This is a genomic window from Bacteroides sp. Marseille-P8574 (assembly GCF_902825465.1).
In the GTDB taxonomy this organism is placed as follows: Bacteria; Bacteroidota; Bacteroidia; order Bacteroidales; family Bacteroidaceae; genus Bacteroides; species Bacteroides uniformis.
In genome coordinates this window covers 2386719-2405850 of record NZ_CADEBE010000001.1, presented here as the reverse complement: position 1 = coordinate 2405850, position 19132 = coordinate 2386719, and the positions used below count along the sequence as shown (strand labels likewise).

The 19132-nt window shown below is 38.2% G+C and carries 20 protein-coding genes and 1 tRNA gene; 20 read left to right on the top strand and 1 reads right to left on the bottom strand.

Annotated elements, in window-relative coordinates; all coding sequences use genetic code 11:
• Nucleotides 1–94 precede the first annotated feature (94 nt).
• On the bottom strand, nucleotides 95–811 hold the full coding sequence (locus tag HUX74_RS10120) for an NAD-dependent deacylase (protein WP_117601410.1): 717 nt from the start codon (nucleotides 809–811) through the stop codon (nucleotides 95–97).
• Between the two features lie 182 nt (nucleotides 812–993).
• Here HUX74_RS10120 and HUX74_RS10115 point away from each other — a divergent pair, with 182 nt between their 5' ends.
• From HUX74_RS10115 to HUX74_RS10020, 20 genes are all read left to right on the top strand, one after another.
• Nucleotides 994–1587 (top strand): FKBP-type peptidyl-prolyl cis-trans isomerase, encoded by a 594-nt coding sequence (locus HUX74_RS10115; RefSeq protein ID WP_138346247.1) that lies wholly within the window; start codon nucleotides 994–996, stop codon nucleotides 1585–1587.
• Between the two features lie 18 nt (nucleotides 1588–1605).
• Nucleotides 1606–2472, top strand: coding sequence for an FKBP-type peptidyl-prolyl cis-trans isomerase (locus HUX74_RS10110; RefSeq protein WP_138346245.1), 867 nt, complete (start codon nucleotides 1606–1608; stop codon nucleotides 2470–2472).
• A gap of 229 nt (nucleotides 2473–2701) precedes the next feature.
• Nucleotides 2702–3166 (top strand): Lrp/AsnC family transcriptional regulator, encoded by a 465-nt coding sequence (locus tag HUX74_RS10105; protein ID WP_005830846.1) that lies wholly within the window; start codon nucleotides 2702–2704, stop codon nucleotides 3164–3166.
• Nucleotides 3167–3175: 9 nt separating this feature from the next.
• Nucleotides 3176–3487, top strand: a complete 312-nt coding sequence (locus HUX74_RS10100) for a DUF4491 family protein (protein ID WP_005830847.1) — start codon at nucleotides 3176–3178, stop codon at nucleotides 3485–3487.
• Between the two features lie 92 nt (nucleotides 3488–3579).
• Nucleotides 3580–3653 (top strand) — tRNA-Ile (locus HUX74_RS10095).
• Between the two features lie 153 nt (nucleotides 3654–3806).
• The gene (locus HUX74_RS10090) at nucleotides 3807–5075 is read left to right on the top strand and encodes a phage integrase SAM-like domain-containing protein (protein ID WP_174646602.1); all 1269 of its coding nucleotides are present in this window, start codon (nucleotides 3807–3809) and stop codon (nucleotides 5073–5075) included.
• Between the two features lie 107 nt (nucleotides 5076–5182).
• Nucleotides 5183–6175 carry a hypothetical protein gene (locus HUX74_RS10085; RefSeq protein WP_038605116.1) on the top strand — a complete coding sequence of 331 codons (993 nt, stop codon included), beginning with the start codon at nucleotides 5183–5185 and terminating at the stop codon, nucleotides 6173–6175.
• 227 nt (nucleotides 6176–6402) lie between these two features.
• The gene (locus HUX74_RS10080; protein WP_032944109.1) at nucleotides 6403–6885 is read left to right on the top strand and encodes a hypothetical protein; all 483 of its coding nucleotides are present in this window, start codon (nucleotides 6403–6405) and stop codon (nucleotides 6883–6885) included.
• A 61-nt stretch (nucleotides 6886–6946) separates the two neighbouring features.
• On the top strand, nucleotides 6947–8755 hold the full coding sequence (locus HUX74_RS10075; RefSeq protein ID WP_038605110.1) for a DEAD/DEAH box helicase family protein: 1809 nt from the start codon (nucleotides 6947–6949) through the stop codon (nucleotides 8753–8755).
• 663 nt (nucleotides 8756–9418) lie between these two features.
• A complete protein-coding gene (locus HUX74_RS10070) occupies nucleotides 9419–9934 on the top strand; it encodes a winged helix-turn-helix domain-containing protein (RefSeq protein ID WP_234237639.1) in 516 nt (171 codons plus the stop codon).
• Between the two features lie 369 nt (nucleotides 9935–10303).
• Nucleotides 10304–11320 (top strand): DUF3871 family protein, encoded by a 1017-nt coding sequence (locus HUX74_RS10065; RefSeq protein WP_038605103.1) that lies wholly within the window; start codon nucleotides 10304–10306, stop codon nucleotides 11318–11320.
• Nucleotides 11321–11373: 53 nt separating this feature from the next.
• Complete coding sequence (locus tag HUX74_RS10060) at nucleotides 11374–11646, top strand: hypothetical protein (RefSeq protein ID WP_016272340.1); 273 nt, start codon at nucleotides 11374–11376, stop codon at nucleotides 11644–11646.
• 416 nt (nucleotides 11647–12062) lie between these two features.
• The gene (locus HUX74_RS10055; RefSeq protein ID WP_021970885.1) at nucleotides 12063–12329 is read left to right on the top strand and encodes a hypothetical protein; all 267 of its coding nucleotides are present in this window, start codon (nucleotides 12063–12065) and stop codon (nucleotides 12327–12329) included.
• 447 nt (nucleotides 12330–12776) lie between these two features.
• The gene (locus HUX74_RS10050) at nucleotides 12777–13040 is read left to right on the top strand and encodes a hypothetical protein (protein ID WP_229126086.1); all 264 of its coding nucleotides are present in this window, start codon (nucleotides 12777–12779) and stop codon (nucleotides 13038–13040) included.
• A 41-nt stretch (nucleotides 13041–13081) separates the two neighbouring features.
• Nucleotides 13082–14497, top strand: coding sequence for a hypothetical protein (locus HUX74_RS10045; protein ID WP_038605090.1), 1416 nt, complete (start codon nucleotides 13082–13084; stop codon nucleotides 14495–14497).
• A 10-nt stretch (nucleotides 14498–14507) separates the two neighbouring features.
• Nucleotides 14508–15377, top strand: a complete 870-nt coding sequence (locus tag HUX74_RS10040) for a penicillin-binding transpeptidase domain-containing protein (protein ID WP_038605087.1) — start codon at nucleotides 14508–14510, stop codon at nucleotides 15375–15377.
• A complete protein-coding gene (locus HUX74_RS10035; protein WP_022192717.1) occupies nucleotides 15374–16009 on the top strand; it encodes a hypothetical protein in 636 nt (211 codons plus the stop codon). The genes HUX74_RS10040 and HUX74_RS10035 overlap by 4 nt, the downstream gene beginning before the upstream one ends.
• 20 nt (nucleotides 16010–16029) lie before the next feature.
• The gene (locus tag HUX74_RS10030; RefSeq protein ID WP_038605082.1) at nucleotides 16030–16503 is read left to right on the top strand and encodes a lipocalin family protein; all 474 of its coding nucleotides are present in this window, start codon (nucleotides 16030–16032) and stop codon (nucleotides 16501–16503) included.
• A gap of 258 nt (nucleotides 16504–16761) precedes the next feature.
• Entirely contained in the window at nucleotides 16762–17334 is a 573-nt protein-coding gene (locus HUX74_RS10025; protein WP_038605079.1) for an ORF6N domain-containing protein, read from the top strand.
• A 453-nt stretch (nucleotides 17335–17787) separates the two neighbouring features.
• Nucleotides 17788–19056, top strand: a complete 1269-nt coding sequence (locus HUX74_RS10020; protein ID WP_174646601.1) for a phage integrase SAM-like domain-containing protein — start codon at nucleotides 17788–17790, stop codon at nucleotides 19054–19056.
• Nucleotides 19057–19132: the final 76 nt, after the last annotated feature.

The following is a 19132-nucleotide window of genomic DNA, read 5'->3' as shown; positions in this document are numbered from 1 at the left end:
ACATCCGGGTGTTTTGGAGAAAGACATCCGGATGTTCTGCATATTAAGTCCTATACCGTGAGGGGTTAAGTCCTAAGACGTAGGAGATTAAGTCCTAAGGCAAAGGAGGCTGGGTAGCTGCAAGCAGCGCCTTCAACTCTTTTACCCCTTCCGAAGCTCCCTTTTGAATGACATGTATCGGACGCATGACGTGCGTGTCCACCGGCTTGGGGTCTATCAGATACACTTCGGCGGCACGGGGCACGTAGTTCAGCAGTCCCGCAGCGGGATAAACGTTCAGGCTGGTGCCGATGATGACGAAGATGTCCGCCTGCTCCACATACCGGATGGCAGTTTCAATCTCCGGCACCGACTCGCCAAACCACACGATGAACGGGCGGAGCTGCGTACCGTCGCCCGCCTTGTCGCCCAACTTTACTTCATATTCCTCCGGCGCCAGTTCCTTGACGAAATGCGGATTATAAGGGTCGCGGCTGGAACAAACCTTCGTCAGTTCCCCATGCAAGTGTATCACGTGCGTACTGCCGGCACGCTCGTGCAGATTATCTACGTTCTGGGTGACGACCGTTACATTGAAATCCCTCTCCAGGTCGGCAACGCCCAGATGCCCGGCATTCGGCACCACATCGAGCAACTGCTTGCGACGTTCGTTATAGAAATTAATGACCAGTTCCGGATTACGTGCATACCCCTCGGGAGTCGCCACCTGCTCCACCGGATATTTGTCCCACAGTCCGCCCGCATCACGGAATGTGCTGATGCCGCTCTCGGCGCTCATACCGGCACCCGACAATATGACCAAGTTCTTCATTTTCTGCTCCTTTCCTTTATTAAAGTAAGACAAATATAAGAAGAATGTTCAAGTTGTGATATAAATAAGAAAAATTAAATACTTAAAAGTCTTATCATTCAAATAAAAGACGTACTTTTGCCATTCGTAAATTTGCAATAGACTGGAAAAGAAACCAATCCGGTCGTCAACAAAAGAATCTTATGGATAAATTCAGTTATGCTATCGGCCTTGGAATAGGTCAGAATCTTTTAAGCATGGGTGCCAAAGGCATTGCAGTAGATGACTTTGCACAAGCAATCAAAGACGTTTTGGAGGGCAACCAGACGGCAATCAGCCACACAGAAGCCCGTGACATCGTCAACAAGTACTTCGCCGAACTGGAGGAGAAGATGAACGCAGCAAACATAGAAGCCGGCAAAAAGTTCCTGGAAGAGAACAAAAAACGCGAGGGAGTTGTTACGCTTCCCAGCGGACTTCAATACGAAGTTATCACAGAAGGAAACGTCGGTCACTATGCCAAAGCAACCGACCAGGTACAATGCCACTACGAAGGCACACTGATTGACGGAACGCTGTTCGACAGCTCCATCAAGCGCGGCCAGCCTGCCACGTTCGGTGTAAACCAAGTGATACCCGGTTGGGTGGAAGCCCTTCAGCTTATGCCCGAAGGTGCCAAGTGGAAACTCTACATCCCCAGTGATCTGGCATACGGAGCGCAGGGTGCCGGCGAGATGATTCCCCCCCACAGCACGCTCATATTCGAAGTTGAATTACAGAAAATTTTATCTAAATAAACAACAAGTAAAAGCAAAATGAAAAAAGTAACATTTCTCATGGCTCTTGCAGTAGCTGCCGGCATGGCATCTTGTACTGCTCAAAGTCCGAAAGCTGATTTAAAGACGGACATCGATTCATTGTCTTACGCCATCGGTATGGCACGTACAGAAGGTTTGGACCAGTATCTTGCACAACAAGGCATTGACTCAACCCAGATGTCAGAATTCCTAAAAGGTTTCAACGAGGGTGCAGCCAAAATCGATAAGAAAGACGTGGCCTACATGACCGGCCTGCAAGTAGGCCAGATGGTCAGCAAGCAATGGGTAGAAGGTTTCAACCAGCAAATCTTCGGTAATGACTCTACACAAAGCATCAGCCGCGAAAATATGCTGGCAGGTTTCGTCGCAGGTGTCATTGGCAAGGGTGGTGCCATGGATATGATGAAAGCTCAAGAGTACATGCGCACTCAGATGGATGCCATCAAAGAAAAAGCGACTGCAGAGAAGTATGCTGACAACAAAGCTGCCGGTGAAAAGTTCCTGGCTGAGAACAAGACTAAAGAAGGTGTAGTAACTACTCCGAGCGGTCTACAATACAAAATCATCACCAAGGGTAACGGTGCCGTTCCCGCTGACAGCAGCAAGGTGAAAGTAAACTACAAAGGTACACTGATTGACGGAACAGAGTTCGACAGCTCTTACAAGCGCAAAGAACCTGCTACCTTCCGTGCCAACCAAGTAATCAAAGGCTGGACTGAGGCCCTCACTATGATGCCCGTTGGCTCCAAATGGGAACTCTATATCCCCTACGACCTGGCATACGGTTCAAGAGAAACCGGTAGCCAAATCAAGCCGTTCTCTACTTTGATATTCGAAGTGGAACTGCTGGGTATCGAGAAGTAATGTAACAATCCGAAGGGAGGGGCAAAACCCTCTTGATACTTCTTTTAGGCGCGGATTACGCGGATTTCACGGATTTAGTTTACCAAATCCGCATATTCCGCGTAATCCGCGTCTTATCGTTACCCCTCACTTTTATTCATTTTTCTGTCCATTTTCATAGATAAATTAAAATAAAGTCCTATATTTGCTTACTATTTGATAACAACAAGAACTTTACTTATTTACTATTATGGAAAAAATAGACAATCTTGACCGGCAGATTCTGGAAATCATTTCCCAAAATGCCCGTATCCCTTTCAAGGACGTAGCCGCTGAATGTGGCGTGTCACGTGCCGCCATCCATCAACGTGTACAGCGCTTGATTGACCTTGGCGTTATTGTGGGCTCAGGCTATCATGTAAATCCCAAGTCTCTTGGATATAGAACCTGCACTTACGTAGGAATCAAGCTGGAAAAGGGCTCCATGTATAAGACGGTAGTTGCCGAGCTGGGCAAGATTCCCGAAATTGTTGAATGCCACTTCACCACTGGTCCGTACACCATGCTGACCAAGGTATATGCCCGCGACAACGAGCATCTGATGGATTTGCTGAACAACAAGATGCAGGAGATTCCTGGCGTAACCGCTACCGAGACCTTGATTTCCCTGGAACAGAGCATCAAGAAGGAGATTCCTATTTGCCCCGAGAAATAACGAACAACAATGGATTTCTTGAACGAATATCATCTGTCGGGCCTTGTCATAGGTATCTGCACATTCCTCATCATCGGCTTGTTTCACCCCATAGTTGTGAAAGCCGAATATTATTGGGGCACCAAGTGCTGGTGGATTTTCCTTTTACTCGGCATCGGCGGCATCATTGCCTCCCTTTATACGGAGAACATCATGATAGCCTCCCTTTTGGGCGTCTTTGCATTTTCCTCGTTCTGGACCATCAAGGAGATATTCGAGCAGGAAGAACGAGTGAAAAAAGGCTGGTTTCCCAAGAATCCAAAACGAACTTATAAGTTCTAAGGACAAAGGTTATAAGGAATTTTATCCAAAAGTCTTGCATATTTCAATAGAAAATGCTACTTTTGCCCCCGCTATCCAAGCAAGGATGCATCGGACTTGTAGCTCAGTTGGTTAGAGCAACAGACTCATAATCTGGAGGTCCCTGGTTCAAGCCCAGGCTGGTCCACAAAGAAAACAAGCGCTAATTGCACGAAATCAAGCAGTTAACGCTTTTCTTTTTGCCTTTCGTTATGGGTGGAGGTTGGCTCAAACCAACAGAATTACCTATCTTTTGCAGCATTTGTTTACCGCTTGTTTACCGATAAACAAAAGGATTAATATGCTGACAATCAACGCAGAAATCAAGAAAGACGGACTACGGTCTGATGGTACTTACAACGTAAAGCTAAGATTCACGCTTAACAGAAAAATGAGAAGGCTGGCAACAAGTCTGTTTGCCACAAGTAAAGACTTGAATAAAGAACTGAAAATCAAGCAAAGTTCACCTATTAAAAAAGAGATAGATTCTCTTATTCGCGGTTATCAAGAGAAATGTTCACAGCTCCAAGTTGAGTTAAACAATTACACCATCGAAGATATAATGGATTATTTGGACGGTGAACATCAGAAGCAACAAACCATTGACTTTATAAAGTTCAGTCGTGAGTGGATAGCTTCTGCTACTATTAAAGGTGCTCCTAATTACACTACTGCCATCAATGCCTTGGTACGGTTTGTTGGTAAAGAAGAATTGGACGTAAATCTGATTACCACCAATTTTTTAGATAGTTTCAAAGCGTTTCTGAATAAAGAGCGTGAAGTACGAACGAAGAAACTGATTCTGCAAGGTAAGCGTGTGCCCTCTAATCGGTCTTTATCTCTTTATTTGGTAAGCATTAAGAAACTGTTCAAAGAGGCTCAAAAGAAGTACAATAAGAGAGAGAATAATCTCATACTGATACCTAACAATCCATTTATAGACTTTGAGATACCCAAGCAAGAAGCAACAAGAAAGAGAGCTATTCCGGCAGATATTATCAAAAAAGTATGGAAGCTACCCTATAAAGATATGAAGAAAGGCTATAAATCCACTTGTCGTTATAATTTAGCTAAAGACTGTTTTATTCTATCATTCTGTTTAATGGGCATTAATTCAGCCGATTTATATAATGCTACGGAAATGGTAAACAATACCATCATTTATAATCGTACCAAGACGAAAGACCGTAGATTGGATAATGCTCAAATGAAAGTGGATATACCTAAAATCGCATTACCATTTATAGAAAAATACAGAGATAAAAGTGGTAAACGCTTATTTAACTTTTACCAATATTATGCAGACGAAAAAGGTTTCAATAAGGCTATCAACTACGGTCTAAAAGAAATTGGTACAATATTAGGCGTAGATGATTTGGAATACTACGCAGCCCGGCACTCATGGGCTACCATTGCATTGAACAAAGTTGGCATACACAAATATATAGTCCATGCAGCCCTCAATCATATAGACGATTCCATGAAAGTGACAGACATTTATATTGAACGAGATTTTGTGAATGAGAACAAGGCTAATGCCAAAGTTGTGAAGTATGTATTCGGTAAATGAATATCGTTTACCACTATGAAGAACCTACTATAACAAAAAGAAGTCTGTAGTCCGAAAAGATTGCAGACTTTTCTTTTATTTTGCAGTATAACTAATAATAATGTACGATGTCAAAAGAAGAACTGCACCAAATAGAAGAACTGCCCGATTTAAAAGTGGCTTGGCATGAAAGCCACAAATGTCTAAATGAGCTACTTTTAGAATATGTGTGGGAAGTAGCCAACCACTTCCTGCCCGATAATGAAGATGTGTCCACTGCACCTGCCATATTCGCCAACAGATATGCGGAAAGAAACTTATCCGTTGAAGAAAGGTACGAAAGAAGCAAAAAAATGAAGACTTTCAAAGGGAGTTTGGAAGAATACAAAAAACGAGAATACAGAAAGTTGGACGATTCTTTCAAAGAGAAGTTTCTAACCAACGAAGATTTACAGAATACCATTGAAGCGTATAAATTAGACGTTAGTAAGTTTTGGTATCTGCTTCTGTTCGTATATGATTTTATAGAGGATATTGGCACAAATGCACCTGCATTGAACAAGTCTGTATTGGAGGACTTTAGCTATTTTCATGCCAATCTGCTGGAAGCTACAAGCATCACCTTAAAGAAGGACAATAAGAAAAGCTATGTTATTGAAAGAGAGGGCACAATCAGAATCATTCAAGCAGCCTTGCAGCATTTTGTCAATACATATAGCGATATTATACATAGTGAACAAGACAGAGAAGCTGTGATTAAACAATTAAAAGACATAGGTTTAAATGGATTTATCAGAAATGACTTATCGTCAAAAATCAACTTTACGGACAAGTTCAGTCTTGACATATCTTATAAGAAGTGGAAGTTTACGGATATGTTTCTGTTCTTCATTGAGAGAAGAAAGGCTACCACCATATCCAACAAAAAGGTAAAGGTATCTAAAGACAAGATGATGCTTGTTTCAAGGCTTATCTATACAGTGGGCTATGATGGCAAGAGGTATAATGAAGAATACGATTCAGAGGGCAACAAGAACAGAATGTTATCCAATCTCCTTAGAAGATACAAGAACGAGAAATTTCCGTCTGTCATAGCTAATAACTACATGGTAGTCTCATAAACAACATACATAAAACCATAGCAGAAATGCGTACTGAAAGGCTTATTCTTTTCGGTACGCATTTTTTTTGCGTACTGGAATAGACACGTTTTCTACACACATGGGCATTCGGCAAATTCCTTTGTTACCCCTAAATTCTGCCCTACTTTTGCAATGTCAATCAGAGACAATAAGGCGCCAAAGTCAATGATTGCATTAACATATTCATTAATTAAAAAATTATAACCATGAGTAATTTTGATTACAATTTCGGTACAAAAACCGCTATAAAAGAGTATGATAACCAAGGCGCATACAACACCTTGCAGGAAATGATGAAGCGTAAAGAACAACTGATAGTGAAGTTCTACGGTAGCAAAGACAATACACGTTGTGCATGGATAGAATCCGCTCACGTGGCAGGATTCAAATACCAACTGAAAAGCGCATCCTATCAAGGCTTGTTGAACTACTTATTCAAAGGTGACGTGACAGACTTCGATACAAACCCGAAAGAAGCGGACACGTTGGATGAGAACGAGGACTTCCAGCTTGGAATACTGAAAGCAATGATTGACGCTGGTAAGACAATACAATATGTTCCGTTGTTTAGAGAGCATCCCGAATCTATCAGTGCGATTCTTCCTTGCTTCAAGGGAAAGATAATGTTCAGAATCAAGCGGACAGATGAGACATTGGACTATTTACGTGAGCATAAACAGATTATCTAAACAACCAAAAGTAAAGGGGGAAGTTTCCCCCTTTTTTATTAACTATTTAAGTATAAGAAAAATGAAGAACAGAGAGATAACAGTCAGCAAGGAAGCAAACGGAAAAATCCAATACTTGACAGAGATACTGCCCGAAATCCCCACCAACACCATATTATATAAGAAACTTACGGGACTTGGTGCTACTTATGGAGAACTGAAAGCACACCGCAATTCAATCATCATAGAGCCGAACAAACCCGTTATCAGCGGAAAATGCAAAGACCCGAAGCATGGGAAAGACAATCTTTTCGGTGTTTTTGATGGTGTCTATGCGGATGACATAGTGGCATATATGGAAAGGAGCATCAAACAGAGTAAACATTTCAAGATACTCACCACTCCCGAAAGTTTCCACAAGGTGCAGGAAGCATTTGAAGAAATGGATATGGATATACGCTATAACAGCTTTCTATTGTTTGATGAATGCCATAAGATAGTCAAAGATTCAGGTTTTCGTCCCGATATAACATTACCTATGGACTTGTTTTTTGAATGTGAACAGAAAGCCTTGGTATCTGCCACTCCCATCGAGTTTACAGACCCACGTTTTGAAGAACAGAAATTTCAGACCATTACCATCAAGCCTACATTCGACTATGTAAAAGGCATGAATCTCCATGCTACCAATAATCTGTTGCAGGCAGCAAAAGAAGTGTTTGCAGGTCTGAAAGGTAATTGTTTCGTATTCTGTAATTCTACAGATACCATCTATTCACTGATGCAGCAACTTGGCTTATTGGACGAATCCGCTGTATTCTGTTCCGAAAAGAGTGTGGAAAAGCTGAAAGAATTGAAGTTTGAGAATGTTTCCGATATATGGGACAAGGACATAATGAGGCGTTACAACTGGCTCACTTCACGTTTTTATAATGCGGTGGATATTGAACTTGAAGAGAAGCCGACCATCTTATTACTGACAGACTGTTATTTTGCGGACTATACCGCATTTGACCCGAATACGGACACGATTCAATGTGTGGGAAGATTCAGAAACGGTGTGTCCTCTATCCACCATATCAGCAACACCAACCGCAATTTCATGGTGAGAAGCACGGAAGAACTTAAAGGACGTATTTCGTGTTGGAAAGACGTGTACGATATGTTACAGAATCATTATGACTGTGCGACCACAGTTTCCGCAAAAGACGCATACGGTACAATACTTGTCAGTCTGCCCTATGCGGAGATGCTGGACGAGAAAGGAAGAACCAAATACTTCAAGATAGACAACTACATCAATACGGAACTGGTGAAAGGATATTATAATTGTCCCGATAATCTGCATGAAGCATACAAGAACTGCGATGCTTTTACCATAAATAATTATAGCATTTTGGATTATAAACTCGGTGACTATGAGAGACTGCAACGTAGCAACAAGTCAAATTCCATCAAGGAGAAACGTAAGATAATGGTACAACAGCTTGAATTGCTTGGTGAATGCCAAACGGAAATGGAATACCAATTCAAAAGGGACCTGGAACAAGCGGACAGTTTTATAGTGGAAGCATACGACAAGATAGGCAAGAAAGAAATTGAACGGTTGAAATATAACCGCAAGAAAATAAAGGAAGCAATGATTATTGCAGACTACCATACCAAAGTTACGGGAACAGAAGTCTCACAGATGATATACAACTCTTTTGAAACGGGAAAATGGTATTCCCGAAAATTCATAAAGGAAGAAATCAGCAGGATTTTTAAGCTGTTTGGCATTGTTCCAAAGAAAGCGGTAACATCACATACCATTCTTGATTTTTTTCATGCGGTGGAAAGCAAGCGGAAAAATATAAAGGGTTATCAACTGACCATGCGGAAAGGCATATAGGCGAGTACCTTTTTTATGAAGAAATTCCTATATATACCCTGCTTTAAAAAAGTACCTGCACCTGCATATACAGAAAGTCATCTTACGTTTATACAAGATTATAGGACAGATGCAAACCGTGTCTTTCCTATAATCACTAAAAATGGTTGGTTTTCTCTATAACTAATGATTGCACCGATTCTACTTGGAACTTTTTAATACAATGAATAAGATAGCATATCTGAAAAAACAGAAATCCAACCTCACAAAAACAGCATCCTCAAAATCCGGTTCTGATTCTCAAAAAAGAGGTGTTCATTTTAGGGGGTGCGGAGTGTTCATCTTAGGTGGGTCGCTTATAAATACCTATATATAAATACCTACCTACCCGATTTTTCAAATCGGGACAGATTGGTTAATTCTCAAAATCTCATATTTAATTGCCTATGATTATCTATTTGCCTACAAAACAGACGTTCACGAATCAGAAAGAAGCGAAAAGCTACTTCGGAAACCACCATTACAGAAGATTGGTAAAGAAAGGAGATATTTATTTTACTAACTATAAACATACGGTTGCTAATGACCTCATACAGAAAGATAACATCTAATATCGCAGGAAAACTTAATTTGCTGGAAACGTACCTATTCTATTGCTTGACTCTCTGTTCCGATTGCAATACGATGGAATCATATATCAAACAAGATAACTTGACAGATTTCTACGGAATTAAAAAGACAGACCAGATAAGGGAATGGCTGCACAAGTTTGACTCTCTCGGATTAGTAAGCATAGATAAATTTGATGTTTACGGACAATATGGAAAATTCAACAGATGCAGCTACCGATTAGATACGGAACATTACGTTCTTATAACGAATAAGTTATATGATGAACCTATAAGCAAGGAACTGAAAGGCTTTCTTGTCCTGCTGAAATGCCTATGTTTGAACGGAACGAACACCACTCTTTACAGCCAAAACAAATTAGCGGAAGAACTTGGCTTGTCTAAAGGTACAATATCAAGATATATGAATGAAGCCATAGAAAATGGCTATGTAAAGAGGGACAAGAAAGGAATACACCTGCTTAGAGAGGATATATTTCTGATAACTTCTGAAAGTCAGTTGGCTATTATCAAGAACCTATATCCCGAAATAATCACCGATGAAGACCTTGAAAGAGGTTACATTGCCTAATATATTGCCAAGCCGTAAGTAACCCTTGCGGCTTTTATTTTTGGCGCAGAACCACAGCCGTACATTTTTCCGATTCTGACTTTCTGAAAATTTCCACTTTAATAAGAGTTATATAGCCTATACTTTATAATATGCCACATACAGCCTATGACATTAAAAAGGCTACCTAATTAAAGAATCACCTATATGCAGTTTAGCTAAAAGTCAAGAGAACAGATATATAAGGTACTTAATACAGAAATCCCCCTCCCTATTCAGCCAGTGAACTAAAATATATAAGAGTGGCTGTCTTTACGGCATACTACCCCTCAAGTCCCCCTCTGTACATTGATATAAAAAGAATTATTAATCATTTAAACTTTTATCATTATGACAAATTTAGTTATCATGCCAACAGAGAACAGAGAGAGAATGAATTTAGGTGAGTTTGCAGAAGAAGCAACCATTATTGAAGAAACTGCAACGCCTAAAAGGGTAAATCATTTCATTGAGGCAAACACCCAAGGAGCTACCTTGCAACATTTGAAAAATGATTGTATTACTCCCGTTTTTGCAAAAGACAATGAGCTTACAGTAAACCATGCTGCATTTATTGAAACTGTTTGGGAAGCTGCAAACTCCTACTACAATGGTGAGACTATCGGAACACCCGATATTCGTGTCTCTCATGTGATTAAGGGTCGTATTCCCGAAGCTATCCACAAACCTGCCAATCAGTTGTTGGAATCAGACAAAACAATCTACTATGAGAGGGCAGCTTTCAGTATTGATATTCCTACAATCTATGAAACGGTTGAGGGAAACAAGTTGAACCTTTCAATAGTAGGGGTCAGAGCCTATAATCAAATGAACTTATACAGCAAGAAAGTTCCAGAGTTGTTTAGGTTGGCTATTGGCTTTAAAAACCAAGTTTGTTGCAACATGTGCATCTTTACAGATGGTTACAAGGATGATTTAAGGGTGAGCAATACAAGTGAACTTTACCGTTCTGCCTTGGAGTTGTTCAACAACTACAACCCTGCCAAACATCTGCATTTGATGCAACAGTTGGGCAATACTTCAATGAGTGAACACCAATTTGCACAAATATTGGGCAAAATGAGACTTTATCAGTGTTTGCCCAATGGCTACCAAAAGAGACTGCCAAGAATGTTGCTTACAGATACACAGATTAACAGTGTTGCAAAAGCCTACATTAATGATGAGAACTTTGGCAGCTTTGGAAATGACTTGAATATGTGGAAGTTCTACAACCTATTAACGGGTGCAAATAAGAGCAGCTATATAGATTCATTCTTAGACCGCTCATTAAATGCAACTGAAATGGCTGTTGGAATCAATGCAGCCCTGCATGGGGATGAGCATTACAAATGGTTTATTGACTAACTAATGAGAGGGCATCTATTTATTTAGGTGTCCTTTCCTATTTTTACAGAACTATGGATAAACAGATAGAAAAAGTAATAAAGCACATTAAAGACTTGGAAAACAGATTGGGTTATGTGGATAACAACCTACGCTATATCAAAGTTATACAAGCCTTGAAATATTGGTTGGAAAAGTTTGCAGACCTGCTTAGTAACAACCAAGCATTACAAAGAGAGTACCAAGCAACCTATTTAAGCTACTTTTATACGGGTTGTGGTTTTTCCTTTTATGATAGGGTGTGTAATTCCATATTAGAGTATAAATATGGGAACAGACCTTTTTAATAACTTAAAAATACTACAAAATGGAAGATAATGGAAAATTGATTTTATGGGGAACATTGGTTGTTCTCCTACTGATAATAATTGGTATTATCAATCCTTTTTTGCTGATACTGATTTTATCCATCTTTATTTATATACAATCATAGTTACACTTGTTTTATTGGAATGTGACAAAGTTTGAAGTTTCTGAACCATTTACAGAAACAGAAAAGTTTGTCACATTCTGATAGTTCCAAGAAAAACGGAGTGCAAACCAGTTCTGTAATGGAGTGGGAAACTCTCTTTAAAAAATGGCATAATATGGCTTGTAGTTTATGGTATGTGCGATTTTGGGGCAAATTTATCCTCACAGATACCGCCATAATTGCAAATGAATCATTAATTTTGTGGTCTAATTAACTAAAAGCGCAATAGATATGGAAGATATGTTCTCTTTAGGCAATGTTGGATTATGGAGAATGGCAAGCAATGGCTATATGTCTCTAACTGGAGAAGTGGGTGAATTATTCATTACCAAAATTTTAGGAACTATTATTCTTAAATTGAAATATAAAGATATTGTTTACGCAGTTTCAAAAAACGCAAATGAAAGATATTTTAGAGTACCAACCTCGGAAGGTGGATATTTCTTCTACTTTGACAGCTTTAATGAATTAAAAGAGACTATTGAAAAGAATAAATAACAATCTGATTTTTTTAAAAGTTCGCAGTATTTGCGGACTTTTTTTATACCCATTATGAAGATTAGATACTTCTTTCATTCATTACTTAGTTAGGCAACAAACCCATATACCTTATAATCTCTAATAAAACTACATCTTTCAATCCGCAGAATCTACGGGTACTTTTTTCGGGAAGAAATCTTCTTATAGTCCCCGTTCAAAAAAAGTACCTACTTATGCTATTATGAAGAAAAGAAGATGATACTTCCCTAATTACTTACTAAGGATATGCTTTAGAACACTTGGAGCTGCATTTATCAGCGTTTTATCTTTAGCTATTCAAAACCTTTCGCTAACTTTGCAACAATTTCAGAGGTCTTAATGCTCTGAAAGGACATATTTAACGAAAGGTGTTATTGAGATTATCTTCTTTTCTCAAATTCTCGCAAAATTTGAAAAGGCATGAAGATGATAGCAGTAGCACCCCACCATTTGATATATACCTACCTTATATCTATAAGGCTCTTAGATATTGTCAAAATTGGTGTGGGTTGCTATTGTTTTATCCATGCCAAGGCAATGCGAGAAGCCAGAGAAAAGGATAAAGCAGATATAGTTCCCACACCTTATTTTTTATCCGCTTTCTTCGGGGAATTGGGAAGCATATCTGACAAAAGATATGACATATATTATCGTCTTTCTCATTTTAATTGTCATTTGGAAGGCAGTTGAAGAACAGTAACTACATAATAACCTCAATACTTAATTCTACTATGGCGGAAATTTCAGACATACTCAAAATAGGTAAAGATAAATACTTAGAAAAGAATCTTGAACAGAAATGTGGAAATCCTTTTAACGAATGGATTCCTTATGATATTATCAGTTTTAGGTGTTATGTCGAAAATGGAATCAAAAAATATGAAATCTATGGTGAGGACATATATAGCCGTATAGAAAGGATTAAAATTAGACCTTGGAGATATTTAATAAGCCAAGAAGATGGAGAATTTGCTATAAAATACGGTATAGAATCATATTTTATATGGCGTAATTTTTGGGTATCTAACTATCTTGAATATCAAGGATTTGACTGTCGAATACATCATGATTCAAATTATGATTGTTCTAATTATGATGATAGAATTAAAGAATGCGATAATGATATAAAAGACTTTTGGAAAGACTTTAATAAAGAGCTAAATCGTAGAATAGAAAAACTTGAAGAAAAAGACAGAAATAATGAAGATAGGCTTTTTTACACAAAGGTACGGTTAATGGTAGAATATTGTTGGGGATTAATAAATACTGAATGGGGAGATTTGATTGGTGGTGTTCGTTCCAGTTTTTATTGGCAAAGAAAAAGAGAGGAAGAAGAAGAGAAAAGAAAACAAGAAGAGATTGACAAGAAACTTGAAGCCGAAAGACAAGAAGCCGAAGCACGTAAAGAGAAATTTAGATTCAACCAAAGGAACAAGCATCCACTTGATTCTACTATATCCTTTCGTGCATCTGACCATCTTTATATAGTAAATGGAGTTTGTTTAGAATCTGTAACGACCTTTGTTAGTAGCTGTTTCCCGAAATTTAATACAGAGCTTCATGCAAAACAGAAAGCAGGAGCATTAGGAATATCTGTTCAAGAAGTAATAGAAATGTGGGAACGGAAAGGAAAAGAAAGCAGAGATTTAGGTACTGCAATGCACAAAAAAATAGAGAATTATTATCAAGGTATTGATTCTGCAAATGATGATACTTTCAATTTGTTTAGAACATTTGCGAACAATATTAAATTAGTGCCATATCGTACAGAATGGATTGTATATGATTGGGAGTACAAACTTGCAGGGACTATTGATTTCGTAGATTATCAGAATGGAGAATATACAATTTATGATTGGAAACGAAGCGATAAAATCATAGCCAGTGGTATGCCTATAAAAATAAATAAATATGGAGAAAAAGGGAATTATCCTTTGGAACATATAGATAACTCACCTTATTATCATTATGCGTTACAGTTAAGTCTATATAAATTCATTTTAGAGAGAAATTATGGTATTAAAGTTGATAAATTAAGATTGGGTATCTTTCATCCTACATATAACAAACCATATCTTTTGGAAGTTCCATATCTTGAAAATGAGATTAATACTATTTTTAATTTGCGTTCTGAAGTTATATTTTAATTATGGAGTTATGGCGAAAATATTCTATATTATAACATTAGCTATATTACTTATATCTTGTAATTCTAATAATGGTAAGACAAAACAAGTTTCTACCATAGACAGCACTTTACAAGTAAGTGTTGATTCTATCCTGCAAAACAAACTATCCGAACTTGATGCTACAATAGGGCAAGTTATCATAATGGAAGTACAGACGGGAGAAATCAAGGCTTTTGTTGGTTCTGATTCTATTCTGCAAGAATCGGGATTAGTACGTACCGCTTCACTTTTGGCAGCGTTGGAAACAAAGACAGTTAAATTATCCGATACGATAGATGTTGATAATGGTATCTTAGCTATTGGTAAAGATACATTGTGCGACCATAATTGGCATAGGGGTGGATATGGAAAAATCACAGTGGAACAAGGCTTTGGAGTAGCATCCAATATCGCCAATTACAAAATAGTAAAAAAAGTATTTGAGAATGAACAAGCCTTTTCGGAAGCACTTGCAAAGTATGGCTATCAAGTGAAAGACACAAGTCTTGTTTATAATCCTTTGGGATATGGCATTCTCACCACTCCATTACAGAACTTGACTTTCTTTAATTACATAGCTAAAAGTAAGACTGCCATAAAAGAAGCATTGGAATACGCTGTTTCTGACGGATTAGCCAAGCCTGCCCAATCCGATAAAGTTAAAGTAGCAGGAGCAACGGGAACAATCCAACTTTCAAATGGAGAATATGCCGTAGAATTTTGCGGTTACTTCCCTGCCGATAATCCGAAATACAATGTTATCGTTACCATTAATAAGACAGAATTACCTGCAAGTGGTGGACTGATGGCAGGTAGTGTGTTTAGGCAGATTGTTGATATTATGAATGAAAGACAATGAGAAGATTGCTATTTATCATTATTGGATTGCTTGGTTTTGTGGCTTGCAAAACAGACAAAACATCTGTTCCGCAAGAATTTGAGTGCTTTAATCAGCCACATATCTATATAAAGTACAAACAACCGATAAACGGATATACAGTAAAAGTAATGTGGCTGCAAGATGGTGAGGTAGGTAATGCTCTATTCTGTTTAGAGAAACAAGGAGTAGAATATTACTACTTTGCGGAGAAATGGACTGATAGGGTTCTGTATGATAAAGGCAACACATATCCGAACAACACAGTTATAGAGTTAGACTATACGGCTAAATTAGAGAACGAAGAATACCTTTCGGATAATTCTCCTTTCTTCTTTTCTGATGTTGATTTTGACGGAGAAGATGAGTTCATTATCAACCGCTATAAAAGTGGTTCAAGAGAATCAAATGCTTATGATGTGTACGATGTTAGCCCATACGGTTACTTTATGCAGAAAACAGAAGTACCATTTACAGAGTTGGAAAACGGACAATGTAAGTTTGATTCAGAGAACAAGACCATTACTGTTTACGGCTCTAATGGTTGGAGCAATATTATCAATAAGACCTATCAACTAAAAGGCGAAAAGTTTGAATTAGTACAATCAGAATAACTATTTTAAAATCAAACGAAATGAAAACATTTAGATTTATTGGAATGGCTTTATTAGCCATAGTAATGTGTGTGAATTTTGCTTCTTGCAGTGATGATGATGAAGAAGAACAAGGAGAAACTTACAGTATTGAAGGTACTTGGCTATTGCAAAGTTCAAAAGGTTACATTGAAAATAGTAACGACAAAAACACTTGGGATGAAAGTTATCCAGATTTGCAAGAAACCAAATTAGAAATTACTAAAAATTCAAATGGAAAATATACTTTCAAAGAGTATTATTTTCAAGATGGCTCAAGCTCATGGGAGAATGCCCCTTTTACATACTATCCTACACTATCAGGAACAACATTGACCGTTACCCCTCATATAATGGACTGCTGGGATACTGCCAAGATAAAATCTTTAGATAAAACAAAATTAGTATTGGAATGTGTCGGTGATGATGGAAATGAAAACTGGTACACTTTAGATACTTATGTAAGAGCAAAATAATTAAGTAAAAAGCCAACCTACCCAATTACGGATAAGTTGGCTTTTTCAGTTCTAAACAAACATCTTATTAACTACAAAACTATGTGTTATACAACTGTATTCAAAATTACGCAATAGCCAAAATCAAAAACGAACCAAAATAGAATAAGAGCTTTAATCATACAGAAATACTTTTATGCCATATTCTAAAATATTGTCTATACATTCTATTTACATTATATAGAGTTGGTTATCTTTGCAACATAAAAGATTTAATCAATGGAACAATTACAAATAATTCAAAGCAAAATATATGAAATCAGAGGTCAGAAAGTAATGCTTGACCGTGATTTAGCAGAAATGTATGGAGTTCAAACGAAAGCGTTGAATCAAGCCGTAAAACGCAATATAGACCGTTTCCCCGAAGATTTTATGTTTCAACTGACAAGTGAGGAAACACAAAATTGGAGGTCACAATTTGTGACTTCCAATTCTATCAAGATGGGAGTTAGACGTAATCCGTATGCGTTCACTGAATTAGGGGTAGCCATGCTAAGTAGTGTATTGAACTCCAAAACAGCAATTCAGATTAATATGGGTATCATGCGTGCTTTTGTTGCAGTTCGTCAAATGGTGGCATTACCCAAGACAGACAAACTGACAGAGTTGCAGAACGAAGTAAAAGAGTTGAAAGACTACATAGAAGAAGTGTTTGCTGATTACAACGACATTAATGATGATACACGAATGCAGTTGGAACTCATTAATCAGACATTAGCAGAACTGCAAGCTAAAAAGAAATTGGAAGAAAAGCCACGCAGAAGAATCGGATTTATACAGCATGGTGAATAATCTGATTCTGCCAAGCACGAGATTTTATAAAAACTATGATACTTCCACGTAGGTAAAAAAGTGATTGGAGCAACTCCAATTATAAGATATAATTATTGCATAACAGTGCAACATTGACTAACTTTGCAACAAGAACGATTGTTTACCGCTGGTTTACCGATACGTTCTTAATAGAGTTCATTAACAGGTTTACGAACGCTTAGAAGGTCTTGTAGCTCAGTTGGTTACACACGATAAATCCGCAGGATTTGTCGTGCTCGGCAACAGACTCATAATCTGGAGGTCCCTGGTTCAAGCCCAGGCTGGTCCACGAACTAAAAGGCTGATTCCTAACGGAATACAGCCTTTTTTAGTTCATGGAGACCTCCGATTAAGGGTCTGTTGCTTGGTTATATTAGCCTTAATAAAGAGCAGTTGTTTCACTATTGTTTCACCAATTAAACAATGTGTAATATGCTGACAATCAACCCAGAAGTAGTTAAAGTACAAAGAAAGACAAATGACTGTTTCACCGTAAGGCTTAGATTTACTCTTAACAGAAGAATGAAACGTATATCAACAAGCCTATTCGCAACCCCTAATGATTTAACAAAGAACTACAAGATTAAAGCCTCAGCACCCATAAAACAAGATATAGACGCTTTAATCCACAGCTACTATGACAAGTGTGCCAAACTCCAAATTGAGTTAAACAACTACACGTTAGACGATGTAATGAACTACCTAAGTGGAGAACAAGAGAAGCAACAAACCATTGACTTTATAAAGTTCAGTCGTGAGTGGATAGCCTCAACCACTATCAAAGGTGCACCTAACTACACCACTGCCATTAATGCCTTAGTCCGTTTCATAGGTAAAGAGGAATTGGATATTAATTTGATTACCCTTGACTTCTTAGAAAGCTTTAAAGCATTCTTGAATAAAGAACGTGAGATACGGACTAAAAGATTAATGCAGCAGGGTAAACGGATACCTTCCAATCGTTCACTCTCTCTATATTTGATAAGCATTAAGAAGTTATTCAATGAAGCCAAGAAGAAATACAATAAGAAGGAGAAGAATTTAATCCTAATCCCTAACTCACCCTTCATGGAACTTGAAATACCCAAGCAGGAAGCTACCCGTAAGAGAGCCATATCCGCAGATATTATAAAGAAGGTGTGGAAGCTACCCTATAAAGATATGAAGAAAGGCTACAAGTCCACCTGCCGTTATAATCTGGCAAAGGACTGCTTTATACTTTCATTCTGTCTGATGGGTATCAATTCTGCAGACCTTTACAATGCCACTGAAATGGAAGGTAATACAATCGTCTATAATCGTACCAAGACGAAAGACCGTAGATTGGATAAGGCTCAAATGAAGGTTGACATACCCAGATTAGTCCTGCCTCTTGTTGAGAAGTACAAGGACAAGACTGGTAAACGTCTCTTCAATTTCTATCAATATTATGCTGACGAGAAGGGTTTCAATAAGGCTATCAACTACGGCTTAAAAGAAATTGGTACAATATTAGAAATTGACGATTTGGAATACTACGCAGCAAGGCATAGTTGGGCTACCATTGCACTTAATAAAGTTGGCATTGATAAATATATAGTCCATGCAGCACTTAACCATATTGACGATGCAATGAAAGTAACGGACATTTATATTGAACGTGATTTCGTAAATGAGAACAAGGCTAATACTAAGGTTGCGAAGTACGTGTTTGGCAAGTAAGCTAATAATTCCCCACTAAAAATCTACTGAGCTATAATTAGTCGCTATCCTTTTTCGGCTTCCACATGCTTCAAAG